The following is a 14,154-nucleotide window of genomic DNA, read 5'->3' as shown; positions in this document are numbered from 1 at the left end:
TGACGGCGAGCGGTTCCCCGCCGTGTGTATGCTTCAGGCGACGCGGTCGCCCTTCTTGATGACGACGGCGCGGTTATCGACGCCCGGCAGCATCCTTGCCGGATCGCGCGTGACCACCACGTCGACGATGGTCGGCCCCTTGGTCGCCAGCGCGGTCCGCAGGGCCTGGGACAGATCGGCCGGATCCTCGACGCGAATGCCGGTGCATCCCAGCGCCCTGGCCACCACGGCGTAATCGGTCTCCAAAAGGTCCGACGCGTGGTAGGAGCCCGGCCCGTAGACCAGATGCTGCAGCGCCTTGACATAGCCCGAGGCGGCGTTGTTGACGACGATGATCGTGAAGGTCAGATCAAGGCGGCGAGCGGTCTCCAGCTCGCCCAGCATCATGTTGAAGCCGCCGTCTCCGGTCAGGCTGAACACCGCCCGTCCCGGCGCGGCCATGGCAACCCCCATGGCACCGGGCAGGCCATAGCCGATGGAAGCGGAACCGCGATCGGGAACAAAGGCCCGCCCGGCCTGCTTGGTATCGAACAGCAGCCCCCCCCAATGGGCGGCGAAACCGCCATCGGCGACCAGGAAGCCATCGGCGGGCAGGACGGCATTGATCTCGGTCATCAGCCTCGCCATGCTGACGGGAATCTCAGCCGAATGAAGGCGCGGGGCGACGTCCTCCCGCCAGGCCGTCATGCGGCGGGGAATGCCGGTCGCCCAGTCGGCGTTCCTGCCGGAGATACGCTCGGCATCGATGGCAAGGGCGTTGCCCAGGTCCAAGATGCCAAGCAGGGCGTCGCCCCATAGGACAAGCTCGGGCTGAACGGTTCGACCGAACTCCTCGCTCACATTGTCCAGGTGGATGATGCGCTTGCCCGTCCCAGGAACCGTATAGCGCTTGGTGGCGATCTCACCCAGTTTGCAGCCCACCGCCAGGATCAGGTCGGACTCTTCGATGATCGTGTTGGCGATGCGGTCATAGCGTCCGAACAGGCCGGCGCTCAGGGGATCGGAACAGGGAATTGCACCCTTGCCGGTCAGGGTATGGGCCACGGGAATATTGAGGCTACGGCTGAAGGCGGTCAGCGCCTCCGCCGCTCCGGAGAGATGAACCCCGCCACCGGCCAGGATCACCGGCCGCCGCGCCTCGGCAATCATTTGCGTGGCCTTGGCGATGGCGGCCCCGTCGGGACGACAGCGAAGCGCCGCCGCCGTCCGATTGGCCTTCGGCGCGCTAAAGGCCGCGGGATCGAATACGGCGGTGCCGTGGCTCACATCTTCTGGAATATCCACCACCACCGGACCGGGGCGGCCGCTGGTCGCCACCGCGAAGGCGCGACGCATCAGCTCGGGAATGCGCTCGACCGATTCGATGCGGATCAGCTCCTTGCAAGCGGGGCGCAGAATATCCACCTGACGGCATTCCTGGGTCATATTCTTCCAGGAGTGATCGCGATGGGTATTGCCCACCAGCGCCACCATGGGGGTTCCGGCGTTCAAGGCCTCGACCAGCCCGGTGACCAGATTGGTGGCCCCCGGTCCGACAGTGGCATCCACCAGGCCCACCCGGCCGGACACCTTGGCATAGGCATCGGCGGCGAAGACACCGGCCCGCTCGTCGTTGATCAGGTAATGGGACAGGCCCAACCGCCGGGCGGCATCGTAGAACGGCAGCAGTTGGAAGCCGCCCATTCCGAAAATCGGGCCACCGTCGAATGCCTTGATCATGCGAGCGATGGCCTCGCCACCGGACATTTCGTTAAGCATGAAAGTCTCCTCACCGGTCCGCGCACGGACAGTGTCGTTGTTGGGTGATAACGGAACGTCCTACTGTGCCGCCAATGCCCGCGGCGTCAGGACTTCGGCGAGAACCCGTGCCTCGGCTTGAAGATTTTGTACCAACTCGGGCAAACGCTCCGGCCCCATGCGGTCGCGAATGGCGGCCAGACTGAGGGAGGCCAGCGGCCGTCCCGTCGCGTCAAGCACCGGGACGCCGATGGCATTCATGCCCGGAACGATGCGGCCTTCGTTGAGGGCAAAACCATCACGCCGCGTCCGGGTGATGAGCGCGCTCATTTCCTCGGGAGCGAATCTTTGGAAGTCCTGAAGCCATCGTTCGTTCCGATTCACGATCATTTCAATCTCTGAATCTGGAAAGAACGCCAGCAAAGCCAGGCTGCCCGCCCCCACCCCCAGGGGGCGCCGGTCTCCCACGTCGAGAGTCAGGGTGCGGATGGGAAAACCACCCACCGCCCGCGCCACGCAGATGGCCGCCAGACCTTCCCGAATGGAGGCGAATACCGTGTCCCCAGTGGTCGCCGCCAGCCGCCCCAGGACCGGCATGGCGGGACCGGCGACGCACTGGGCCGCCGCGGTCAAACCCAGGGAAGCCGCCTGGAATCCCAGGCGGTAGCGGCGACTATCGATATCTTGGAAGGCAAAGCCGCTGCCTGTCAGGGCCGCCAGCAGACGGTGAGCCGTCGCCTTGCGCAACCCGGTGATATCGCAAAGATCCGCCAGCGATGTCCCCTGGGCTCCGCCATCGGACAAGGCCGACAAGACCGCGACGACGCGCTCGACAATCTTGACCGTCGGCTCCTGATTTTCAGCCATATCGGCAATCCCTTCCAGACCAGAGCGACACCGCGTTCCAAATTTCTGACGTAAATATAGTCGTTTTTCGGAACGAGAGTCCAGCGCCTTTCAATGGAGCCTCGGCGAATGAAATTTTTGACTCGGGGGATACCTGTTATCGAGACGCACTACCAAGCCTCGACGAGCTCGTAGCGCTATTGGCGCAAGCCAAAAGGGCGCGCGAGTGATCACGGGTGATGGCCCGTGATCGCTGGTTCGCGTAAGTGCTTGAAAAAGCTAGGTGGCGGAGGGGGCGGGATTCGAACCCGCGCTAAGGTTTGACACCCTAGGACGGTTTAGCAAACCGTTGGTTTCAGCCACTCACCCACCCCTCCGCAGAAGGCGGTTGCTTGCCGCCGTGGCTAAGGCGTCGTTCTAGCGAAAGCGCATGGGGGCGTCAACGCATCTTTCCCGGAATTCCGCGTTATCTGCCTTTGGCCTCGGTAAGGGGTGTGCCTGCATCGGACCTGGGGCTATGATCAAGCCAACCAAGCCAGATGGCCACCAAGGACCGTCGGCAAAAAAACGACAGGGTGCGTCCATGCCAGCCATCTTCGGAATTCCGGTGGATTTCTTTCTTTTCGCGGCCACCTTGCTGGGTGTCGCCCTGCTCCACAATCACACCTTTCAGGTCGGCCTCACCGGCTTGGTGACCATCGCCGGCTACAAGATCCTGTTCGCCGGTTTCAAGACCGGAACCGGCCTGGCGGGATTTGGCGACCATCTCGCCCATGAATGGGTTGGGCTGGCCAATCTGTTTTGCCTGCTGATGGGATTCGCGCTGCTGTCGCGGCATTTCGAAAAGAGCCATGTGCCCGTGCTGCTGCCGCGCTATCTGCCCGACGACTGGAAGGGCGGCTTTTTGCTGTTGGTCATGGTCTTCGTCATGTCCAGCTTTCTCGACAACATCGCCGCCGCCATGATCGGCGGCGCCATGGCGCACCAATTGTTTCGCGCCCGGGTGCATGTGGGCTATCTGGCCGCCATCGTGGCGGCCTCCAATGCGGGCGGATCGGGCTCGGTGGTGGGCGACACCACCACCACCATGCTGTGGATCGCAGGCGTCTCGCCCGCCGCCGTCTTCGAAGCCTATGCGGGGGCGGTGGTCAGCCTGCTGGTGGTCGGCATCATCGCCGCCAAGCAACAACAGGCCTATTCGCCCATCCTGAAGAATGCGCATGACCACACCCATGTGGACTGGGGCCGGGTCGGCATCGTCGCCATCATCCTGTGTTCCGCCATCGCCACCAATGTCATGGTCAATCTTCAATTCGGCCACTTCGCGCATCTGTTCCCCTTTATCGGCGGTTCGGTGTGGTTGGCCCTCGTCGCCACCATGTCCATCCGACGCCCCGACTGGGAGGTACTGCCCGAGACGGCCAAGGGTTCAGTGTTCCTGCTGTCGCTGGTCCTGTGCGCGTCCATGATGCCGGTGGAGGAACTGCCTCCCGCCTCGGCCATGACCGCGTTCGGGCTCGGCTTCGTCTCGGCGGTATTCGACAACATCCCGCTGACCGCCCTTGCCATCAAGCAGGGAGGGCACGACTGGGGCTTCATCGCCTATGCGGTGGGGTTCGGCGGATCCATGGTCTGGTTCGGATCATCGGCCGGGGTGGCCTTGTCCAACATGTTCCCCGAAGCCAAGTCGGTGGGCCTGTGGCTGCGCCACGGCTGGCATGTGACAGCAGCCTATATCGCCGGATTCATCGTGCTGAGCGCGGTGGTGGGATGGCACCCGGACAAGCCGTTGCCGTCCGAGCCGCGCCTGCCCGCCCATCACGCCGTTAAAGGCAATTAGCCGACCATCCGCCACCAGCGGCGGGCGTCCTGGACGCTCCATTCCGGTCCATGGCCGGAAAACAGCATCACCTTGTCGTCCAACAGACCGAGAAGGTGATTGATGGAGGCCCACAGCTTCTGCTCGCTGCCGCCGGGCAGGTCGGTACGGCCGACGCCGTTGCGAAACAGAGTGTCGCCGGTCAGCACGAACGGGCCGAAGTCGAAGCAGACACCGCCGGGCGTATGGCCGGGGGTGTGAATGACCCGAATGGGGGCGCCGCCCAGGGTCTCGCTCGGCTCGCCCGGGAAAGTTTCCAGGCTGCCCGGTCCCTTCTGCGGTTGGCCGGTGAAGGAGCGGTTGAGATCGCTAGCGGCCTCGATGACCGGCATTTCGTCGGCATGGGCGCGGGTGACAATCTTCAGGGCCGTCTCAAGCTGATGGGCGGCACCCAGATGATCGGGATGGCCGTGGGTGAGCAAGATCACCTCGGGCTTGCCGCCCATGGCCTCGACCGCATGGAGGATTCGTTCGGCATCGCCGCCGGGATCGACCACCGCCACGGTTTGGCTCGGCTTGTGAAGCACGACGAAGCAGTTCTCGTACCAGGGCGGGCTGGTAACCACCACCGAGAGCGAGAAATCACCGAAATCGCCGAGATGCTGATGGGTCATGGCACCGGTTCCACTGAAAAGACTCCCCCCCTATAGCGAAGGGCGCGCCGCTTTCCAAGAGCCGCGTGCGCCTTTACCCCCTGGTAAGGATGCATGGCTGACACTGACACTCGCCAAAGGAGCCCCAAAATCCATGCCGCGATTTCGCCACCGAGGTCCGTTTCCCACCGCGCGCCGGGAAGCCGCCAAGCTGACCATCCCCACCGCCGCCACCGCCCAGACGGCCTCGCCCGCCTATCGCCTGGCCTTCGAGGACGTGGATTTCCTGTTGCGCCAGGATCTGCGGCCGGTGCGCCTGCAACTGGAATTGCTGAAGCCGGAACTGCTGCAACAGCAATACGGCATCAAGTCCACCATCGCGGTGTTCGGCTCGGCCCGCATTCCGGACCCCGACATGGCGCGCCGCGAATTGAGCGCCGCCGAGGAAGCCGCCCGCGCCCGCCCGCGCGACAAGGAGGCCACTCACCGTCTGGCCGTGGCGCGTCGTCGGCTGGCCAACAGCCGGTATTACGACGAGGCGCGCCGCTTCGCCCAAATCGTCACCGGCGCCTGCGCCAACGACCATACCTGCGACTTCGTGGTCAAGACCGGCGGCGGCCCCGGTATCATGGAAGCCGCCAACCGCGGCGCCCAGGACGTGGGCGGCAAATCCATCGGGCTGAACATCGTTCTTCCCATGGAGCAAGCCCCCAACGCCTATATCACCCCGGAACTGTGCTTCCGCTTCCACTATTTCGCCATCCGCAAGATGCACTTCCTCACCCGCTCCAAGGCGCTGGTGGTGTTCCCCGGCGGTTTCGGCACCCTGGACGAGTTGTTCGAAGCGGCAACCCTGATCCAGACCGGCAAGATCGACCCGATTCCCATCCTGCTGTTCGGTCGCGCCTATTGGGAGCGGATCATCAATCTGGGCGCCCTGATCGAGGAAGGCATGGCCTCGCCCGGCGACAAGGATCTGTTCACCTATGTGGAAACCGCCGAGGAGGCCTGGGCGTTCATCGCCGATTTCTACAAGCTGAACCGCTGATACCGCTTGTTATTTGAAGTAAGCCGCGGGCGGGCGGGGCGCCCGCGCTCCGAGACCAGCATGCCGTTCGGAGCGCGGGCGTCCCGCCCGCATCCCACATGAGTCATGTCGCCGGACGCTAATACAGCCCGCCCGCCGCCGGAGCCGGTCCCGCCGGTTGCGGCGGCGTCAGGGTGGGCGCGCCGCCCTGCGCGGGCATCTCCCCGGTGGGGGATGCGCCTTCCTCGGCGCCGAGATAGGGCGCGAAGCTGAAGCCATTGACGGCGCCGCCGCCTTCCAGCACCTCTTCATCGTCGCCCGGCATGCGGTCGGTGTCCTTGAAGGCCTCGTAGATGGCCTTGCCGTCGCCGGGCATGGCGGGCTTGCCGGTCTTGGCGTCGACCCGGACCAGGCGGACGCCCGGCGGCACCCGGAACGGGGTCGGCGGCTTGTCCTTCAACGCTTCCATCATGAAATCGCGGAAGATGGGCGCGGCGATGGAGCCGCCGGTTTCCTTGTGGCCCAAGGTGGCGGGATCGTCGAAGCCGACGAACACGCCGACCGCCAGATCGGGAGAAAAGCCGACGAACCAGACGTCGTTGGAATCATTGGAGGTGCCGGTCTTGCCCGCCAGGGGCTTGCCCACCGCCCTGACGGAGGTGCCGGTGCCGCGCTGGACCACGCCTTCCATGATATTGACCATCTGATAGGCCGAGACCGGGTCCACCAACTGTTCGCGGATATCGGCCAGAATGGGCATGTCCTGTCCGGAGAACCGTTGCGCCGAACACCCCTCGCAGAAGCGCAGGTCATGGCTGAAAATGGTCTTGCCGTTGCGGTCCTGGATGCGGTCGATCAAGGTAGGCCGCACCTTCTTGCCGCCGTTGACCAGCATGGCATAGGCGGCGGTCAGCTTCAGCGGCGTCGTCTCGCCCGCCCCCAGCGCCATGGACAATTGCAGCGGCAGCTTGTCGTAGATGCCAAAGCGGCCGGAATAATCCGCCACCTTTTCCATGCCGATGGCCTGGGCGAGGCGCACCGTCATCAGGTTGCGCGACTTCTCGATGCCGACGCGGAGCGTGGTGGGGCCAAGATAATCGTCGCTGTAGTTCTTGGGCCGCCACAGCGGCAGTCCGGGGCCCTGCGGCAGCGCGATGGGGGCGTCCAGCACCAGCGACGACGGCGTATAGCCGCTTTCCAGCGCCGCCAGATAGATGAAGGGCTTGAAGGACGAGCCGGGCTGGCGCAGGGCCTGGGAAGCGCGGTTGAACTGGCTCTTGCCATAGGACCAGCCGCCCACCATGGCCAGCACGCGGCCGGTATGGGGGTCGATGGCGACCAGGGCGCCTTCGACCTTGGGTATTTGGCGCAATGAGTAGGTGTTGGCCGGATAGGCGTGTCCGTCCTCGCTTTTGGCCGCAGGCTCCACCAGGATGACGTCGCCTTGGGCCAGCGCGTCGCCGGGTCGGCGCGGCATGGGCCCCATGGTCTGCTTTTCCAAGGCGGGACGCGCCCACTTCATCTCGGCGAAGGGCAGCTTGCCGGTGCGATTGCCCGACAGACCGAGGGTGGCATCCTGCTCGGTCAGGCCGATGACCACAGCGATCTCCCAGGCCTCGTTGGCGCCGCCGGGACGCGGCACGGCGGCCAGTTGCTGCGGCCAGCCGTTTCCGGCGGTCACGCGGGCGATGGGGCCGCGCCAGCCATGGCGACGGTCGTAGGTGGCCAGCCCCTGGCGCAGAACCTTGGAGCCCACGGCTTGCAGATTGGCATCCATGGAGGCGCGCACCACCAATCCGCCCTTGTACAGCGCCCCTTCGCCGAACTTGGCCTGCAATTCGCGGCGGATGTCCTCGGCGAAGTAGTCGGCGCCCTGGGTCGCCTGCATTTCCTTGCGGGTGCGCACGTCCAGCGGCATGGCCACATTGGCCTGATACTCGGCCTGGGTGATCTTGCCGTCCTCGAACATGCGGCCCAGCACCCAGTCGCGGCGCTCCTTGGCGGCCTGATAATGGCGATGGGGATTATAGTTGTTGGGCGCCTTGGGCAGCGCCGCCAGATAGGCGGCCTCGGCCGGGGCCAATTCGTCCAGCCCCTTGTCGAAATAGTTCAGCGCGGCGGCCGCGACGCCATAGGAGCCGACGCCCAGATAGATTTCATTCAGATAGAGTTCGAGGATATGGTCCTTGGAGAATGTGCGCTCGATGCGGAAGGCCAGGATGGCTTCCTTCACCTTGCGCTCGATGGACACCTCGTTGGTCAGCAGGAAGTTCTTGGCCACCTGCTGGGTGATGGTCGACGCACCCACTGGCCGACGATCGCCGCCCATGCCGCGATTGCGCAGATTGATCACGATGGCGCGCGCGATACCGACAGGATCGACGCCGGCATGGCTGTAGAAATTCTTGTCCTCCGCCGACAGGAAGGCGTCCTTCACCGCCTGCGGAATGGCGTAGAGCGGCACGAAGACCCGCTTCTCCACCGCGTATTCCGCCACCAGACGGCCGTCGCCGCCATAGACGCGGGTGGTGATGGGCGGCTCGTAATGGGCCAGTTGGTGGTAATCGGGCAGGCCCCGGCCGAAATGCCAGAAGACGAACACGGTGCCGCCCGCCGCCACGATGGCCAGCAGGATCAGCAGGGAGAAGATGCCTAGAAAGAAGCGAAACATCGCGGTCCGATCGACACGGCAGCCAGGGGCAGGTGGTACCGCTTCGAAGCCTTGTCCGTCAAGTGTGGCGACGAGTGCCCCCTACTCCACCCGCGCTCCCGGGGGACAGGCGATACGGCTGCTCTTGGCCATGACCACGGTGGTGTTGGGCGGCATGGTGCGCAGCAGCGACAACCGCGCCCGCTCCTTATCGTCCTCGGTGGGCGGCTGACCGGCGGTGACCACCACGGTGGTGCCCACGTCGCCCTTCAGATTGTAATCCTGCCAGCGATAGGTCACCAGCCAGCAGGCGGGGTCCGGCCGGGTGCAGGTCAGGCACAGATTTTCCAGCTTGGGTTCGGCGACGGCGGGGGCGCCCAAGACGGACAGGAGCATGGCGGTGAACACAGCCGACACAGCCATAACCCCGTCATTCCCGCGAAAGCGGGAATCCTTCTTGCCGCGAAGACGACGCCCAAGGGCGAGCATTCAGACTTTCCCCATCATGGACCCCCGCCTACGCGGGGGTGACGAATCGAAAATCAAGGCCGCTTCGCCTTGAGCGAGGGCGGGAAATAGCGTTCCACCGCCTTGGCCATGGCATTGGCGAGGCGGGCGCGATACTGCGGCTGGCGCAGTTGCTTTTCCTCGAAGTCGTTGGACAGATAGCCCATTTCCACCAGCACCGCCGGCACGTCGGGGGCCTTCAGCACCGCGAACCCCGCGAAGCGATGGGTATTGCCCAGCAGATCCATCTCCTGGCCCACCTCGTCCACCAGTTCGGTGGCGAAACCGGCCGAGCGGTTCATGGTCTCGCGCTGGGCCAGATCGATCAGGATACCCGCCACGTCGGGCGATTCATGAGTCAGATCGACACCGGCGATGAGGTCGGCCTTGTTTTCCTTTTCCGCCAGGGACTGGGCCTCGTTATCCGAGGCGTTCTGGGACAGGGTATAGACAGAAAGGCCTCGAATCTGCGGGTTTTGCACCGCATCGGCATGCAGCGAGATGAACAGGTCGGCGCCATGTTGGCGCGCGATGGCGACGCGGTCGCGCAAGCGGATGAACACGTCGCGATCGCGGGTCAGATGCACGCGGTAACGCCCGTTCTTTTCCAACGCCGTCTTCATCTCGCGGGCCATGGCGAGCGTGATGTGCTTTTCGTAGATGCCCGACACGCCGGTCGCGCCGGGATCAACGCCGCCATGGCCGGGATCGATGACGATGACCGGCACGCCGTCGCGGGCCTTGGCGGTGTTCTCGCCCTTGGGCGCCGCGGGCGGATTGGGCGTGGGAGCGGCGACCTGGATCACCGGTGCGGCTGGTTGCGGCGGCGGCGCCTGGACCACGGGCACGGGCGGCGGCGGCGGAGCGGGCTGGGCCACCACCGGACGTTCGGGCGGCGGCGGCATGGGGGCCGTCAGCATGGGCAGCCCCTTGACCGGCTTTTCCAGCGGCCTGGGCGCGGCAGTGGGAACCACCGGGGAAGACGCGGTTACCGGCTCGGGCAGCGGCAACGGCGCCTGCGGCGGCGCGTTGGGACTGGTCAGCACGATCTTGGATTGCGGCCGTTCCGATGCGGGCGGCGGCGTGGCGGCTTCCACCGCCGGTTCCGGGGCGCGAACCTCCTCCACAACGGGAGCAGGCGGCGGCGCGGTCTTGACAACGGGTTGCGGCTTGGGAGCGGCGGTCTTGGCGGGCGCAGGCGGCGGCGACGCCTTGGCGACCGGCGGCCGAAGCACTGGCCCCCCGCCCTCCACCGAGGCCATGAAGGCCTCCCGCGTGGTCTCCGACAAATCCACCACCAGACGCCAGCCCATGCCGTCACGCGGGGTTATGAGGAACGAACCCTTCACCAGGGCAGGCTTCCTGAGATCGAGCACGATGCGGCCATCCTCGGCGCGCATGCCGTTGACCGAGCCCCAGGGCTTGCCGATGGTGTTGGCGCCCGCCCATTGCAGGTCGGGCGCTTCGATGACGATGCGATAGGGATCGGCCTTGGGCGTCACCGAAAAAGCGATGGTGTCCGACAGATCCATGACGAAGCGGGTGACGCCCTCGCCGTGAATGCCCAGCCGCGCCCCCGAGCCGGAGGCCGCCCATGCCGCCCCGCTCACCGCCAGGACGGACAGCCCGGTCAGAATCGCCAGGGACAAGGTTATGAGTCGGCGTGGAATCATTGGTCTCGATCATCTGCGGTCACGGGGGAGCCGTATGGAAAGCTATAACGCAGACGAAGACTCAAGCTCAACCCAAAAGTCTTTGATTCGGCAGACTCTTCTTACCGAATCATTAACGCCGCCACCGGCCCCGGCCGTCATATCGCAAACACCTCAACAAGATCGTTGTCGAAATGAGCCGCTGCGGCTATTTTGATTCCCCATGTGCTCGCACTATCCGAGCGTCCAATCCCGGACGGTGGTTTCGCGCCCTTTTCGCACCAAGCGCGACAGCAAGGCGAAAGCCACTCCTCGGCCTGCGAAGCCAGACCCGAATTCGAAGCCGGGCGTGACGCCCGTGATCAGGTTTATCGCCACCATGATGCCCATCCAAGAGAACAGGATTGTGGAATCGCTTTCAGGCGAACCTTGTGGTCGCGCGTCCGTGCGCGCCGGCTTCGCTGGATCAGACTGCCGTTCGCATGCGCCCCGCGCGTCGCGAACGAGCCCACGGAGATATGGATTTTATGGTCAAGCGTATGTTGATCGACGCCACCCACCCGGAAGAGACCCGGGTTGTGGTGGTCAATGGAACTCGCCTGGAAGAACTGGATGTTGAGACATCCACCAAGCGGCAGCTAAAGGGTAACATCTATCTGGCCAAGGTGGTGCGCGTGGAGCCCTCGCTCCAGGCCGCCTTCGTCGAGTATGGCGGCAATCGCCACGGCTTCCTGGCCTTCAGCGAAATCCATCCGGATTACTTCCAGATCCCGGTCGCCGACCGTCAGGCCCTGCTGGCTGCCCAGCGGGCCGAGGTCATGCGCGAAGCCACCAACGACCGCGATGATGCCGAACCGGTGGGCGAAGGCCATCTCGCCGCCGAAGCGGTGGCCGAGGCCGCCGACGGCGCCACCGTCGAGGACGCTCCCGCGCAGCAGGAAACGCCCGAAGCCGAAGGCGGCGAAGCCGAGCCGCGCAAGCGTAGCGTGGAAACCGTGGGCGGCGACGACGACGCCGACAATGAACGCCGCCGCGCCAAGCTGCTGCGCCACTACAAGATTCAAGAGGTGGTCAAGCGCCGCCAGATCATGCTGATCCAGGTGGTCAAGGAAGAGCGCGGCAACAAGGGCGCCGCTCTCACCACCTATCTGTCGCTGGCCGGTCGCTACTGCGTGCTGATGCCCAACACCGCCCGGGGCGGCGGAGTGTCGCGCAAGATCGTCAATTCCACCGACCGCCGCCGCCTGAAGGCCATCGCCAACGAGATGGACATTCCCGACGGCATGGCGGTGATCATCCGCACCGCCGGGTCCGAGCGGTCCAAGACCGAAATCCGCCGCGACTACGAATATCTGCTGCGCATGTGGGATTCCGTGCGCGACCTGACGCTGAAGTCCAGCGCACCTGAACTGGTCTACGAGGAAGCCAGCCTGATCAAGCGTTCGATCCGCGATCTCTATGCCCGCGACATCGACGAAGTGCTGGTGGACGGCGACGAGGGCTACCGCCTCGCCAAGGACTACATGCGCATGCTGACCCCGTCCCATGCCAAGAAGGTCCAGCCCTACAAGGATCCGGTCATGCCCATGTTCCACCGCTATCAGGTGGAAACCCAGCTGGACGCCATGCACAGCCCGACGGTCCAGTTGAAGTCGGGCGGCTATATCGTCATCAGCCAGACCGAAGCCCTGGTCGCCATCGACGTCAATTCCGGCCGCGCCACCAAGGAGCGCCATATCGAGGAGACGGCGCTCAAGACCAATATGGAGGCCGCCGACGAAGTGGCCCGCCAGTTGCGCCTGCGCGATCTGGCCGGTCTGATCGTCATCGACTTCATCGACATGGAAGAGAACCGCAACAACAACGCGGTCGAACGTCGCATCAAGGAGGCCCTGAAGAACGACCGTGCCCGCATCCAGGTGGGCAAGATCAGCGCCTTCGGCCTGCTGGAACTGTCGCGCCAGCGGTTGCGCCCCTCGCTTCAGGAAACCACTTTCAGCCCCTGCCCGCACTGCGCCGGAACCGGTCTGGTCCGTTCGGTGGAATCCGCCGCCGTCCATGTGCTGCGCGCCATCGAGGAAGAAGGCATCCGCCGCCGGTCCTCAGAGGTCACCGTCTACGTGTCCTCGGCCATCGCCCTCTATATCCTCAATCAGAAGCGCAGCGCCTTGGCCGCCATCGAGGAACGCTACGAGTTCACCGTGCTGCTGCTGGGCGACGACACCTTGATTCCGCCCAATTACCGCATGGATCGCGTCAAGGCCGAATTCCGCGACGAGCCCGTCCGCACCGCCATCAGCATGGACGACGCGGCCCACCGCCCGCCGCCCGCCGTCGAGGAGACCGACGACGCCGATGCGGAAGAGGAAGACGAGGCCGAAGAGGCCCCGGCCGGACGCGCGGCCGAGGGCGGCCGCCCTGAGAGCGAGTGCGAGACCGATGCCGCCGGACGCAAGCGCCGCCGTCGCCGCCGCAAGAAGCGGCGCCCCGAGGACGGCCAGCCCGGCGAAGGCTCGGAGGAAGGCGCCAACGAACGCTCGGCCTCGGCCAATGACGCCGAAGGCGAGAGCGAGGACGACGCCGAAGGCGATGAAGACGGTGAAGGCGAAGAGGGTGACGAACCCCGCGCCGATGAGGCCGAGGGTGCCGACGGCGACCAGCCGCGCAAGCGCCGCCGTGGTCGCCGGGGCGGCCGTCGTCGTCGTCGTCGTGACGGCCCGGACGGTGTCGAAGGCGCCGAGGGCCAGGACGGTGTCGAAGGCACCGAAGCCCCCGAAGGCACCGATGAGCCGCAGGGCAACGAAGACGACGCGCCAATTGCCGCCGTCGCCGAGGTGGACGCCGACGCCCCCGTGATCGTCGAACCTGCCGCCGAGGAAAAGCCCAAGCGCAAGCGCGCCGCTCCCCGCAAGAAGGCCGCGGCCGAAGCGCCGACCGAGGAGGCCGTGACCGCCGAACCGGCCGCCGAGGAAAAGCCCAAGCGCAAGCGCGCCGCTCCCCGCAAGAAGGCCGAGGCCGCTCCGGAAGCCGAAGCGCCGGTGGCCGAGCCTGCTCCGACGCCCGAGCCCGAGCCGGTCGCGGCGGAACCGCCCCCCGAGCCTCCGGCCCCCGCGCCGGTCGTGGAGGCGCCCGCACCCGCGCCGGTCGCCGCCGAGCCGGAACAGCCGCTGCCCCCCGCCAATCCCCCGCGCAAGGGCTGGTGGAACCGCCTGATCTCCTAGAACCGCGTCTCCCCCCTTTCCCGCTTGCGGGAAAGGGGGATG

9 protein-coding genes and 1 tRNA gene are annotated in these 14,154 nt (G+C 65.6%); 3 read left to right on the top strand and 7 right to left on the bottom strand.

The window, feature by feature from the left end; all coding sequences use genetic code 11:
* Positions 1-33 precede the first annotated feature (33 nt).
* From CU669_RS14170 to CU669_RS14160, 3 genes are all read right to left on the bottom strand, one after another.
* Complete coding sequence (locus tag CU669_RS14170; protein ID WP_112145813.1) at positions 34-1,758, bottom strand: thiamine pyrophosphate-binding protein; 1,725 nt, start codon at positions 1,756-1,758, stop codon at positions 34-36.
* 60 nt (positions 1,759-1,818) lie between these two features.
* A complete protein-coding gene (locus tag CU669_RS14165; protein WP_112145810.1) occupies positions 1,819-2,604 on the bottom strand; it encodes an IclR family transcriptional regulator in 786 nt (261 codons plus the stop codon).
* A 263-nt stretch (positions 2,605-2,867) separates the two neighbouring features.
* A tRNA-Ser gene (locus CU669_RS14160) sits at positions 2,868-2,960 on the bottom strand.
* Between the two features lie 206 nt (positions 2,961-3,166).
* On the opposite strand from CU669_RS14160, the gene CU669_RS14155 reads away from it, so the two are divergent.
* The gene (locus tag CU669_RS14155; protein ID WP_112145808.1) at positions 3,167-4,423 is read left to right on the top strand and encodes a citrate transporter; all 1,257 of its coding nucleotides are present in this window, start codon (positions 3,167-3,169) and stop codon (positions 4,421-4,423) included.
* On the opposite strand, the gene CU669_RS14150 is transcribed toward CU669_RS14155, so the two are convergent.
* Positions 4,420-5,076 carry an MBL fold metallo-hydrolase gene (locus CU669_RS14150; protein WP_112145806.1) on the bottom strand — a complete coding sequence of 219 codons (657 nt, stop codon included), beginning with the start codon at positions 5,074-5,076 and terminating at the stop codon, positions 4,420-4,422. The genes CU669_RS14155 and CU669_RS14150 overlap by 4 nt on opposite strands.
* 133 nt (positions 5,077-5,209) lie before the next feature.
* Between CU669_RS14150 and CU669_RS14145 the strand changes: the two genes are divergently transcribed.
* Positions 5,210-6,103: an LOG family protein gene (locus CU669_RS14145; protein ID WP_112145804.1), complete on the top strand. Its 894-nt coding sequence runs from the start codon at positions 5,210-5,212 to the stop codon at positions 6,101-6,103.
* Between the two features lie 118 nt (positions 6,104-6,221).
* On the opposite strand, the gene CU669_RS14140 is transcribed toward CU669_RS14145, so the two are convergent.
* The 3 genes from CU669_RS14140 to CU669_RS14130 form a co-directional block, all read right to left on the bottom strand.
* Positions 6,222-8,753 (bottom strand): penicillin-binding protein 1A, encoded by a 2,532-nt coding sequence (locus CU669_RS14140; RefSeq protein ID WP_112145802.1) that lies wholly within the window; start codon positions 8,751-8,753, stop codon positions 6,222-6,224.
* 81 nt (positions 8,754-8,834) lie between these two features.
* A complete protein-coding gene (locus CU669_RS14135; protein ID WP_112145800.1) occupies positions 8,835-9,155 on the bottom strand; it encodes a hypothetical protein in 321 nt (106 codons plus the stop codon).
* A gap of 119 nt (positions 9,156-9,274) precedes the next feature.
* A complete protein-coding gene (locus CU669_RS14130; RefSeq protein WP_322096909.1) occupies positions 9,275-10,888 on the bottom strand; it encodes an N-acetylmuramoyl-L-alanine amidase family protein in 1,614 nt (537 codons plus the stop codon).
* 530 nt (positions 10,889-11,418) lie between these two features.
* Here CU669_RS14130 and CU669_RS14125 point away from each other — a divergent pair.
* Positions 11,419-14,112: an Rne/Rng family ribonuclease gene (locus tag CU669_RS14125; RefSeq protein WP_112145895.1), complete on the top strand. Its 2,694-nt coding sequence runs from the start codon at positions 11,419-11,421 to the stop codon at positions 14,110-14,112.
* The last annotated feature ends 42 nt before the right edge of the window (positions 14,113-14,154 follow it).

Origin of the sequence: Paramagnetospirillum kuznetsovii (genome assembly GCF_003284725.1) — a bacterium.
Classification (GTDB): domain Bacteria; phylum Pseudomonadota; class Alphaproteobacteria; order Rhodospirillales; family Magnetospirillaceae; genus Phaeospirillum; species Phaeospirillum kuznetsovii.
This window is presented reverse-complemented; position numbering and strand designations above follow the sequence as displayed.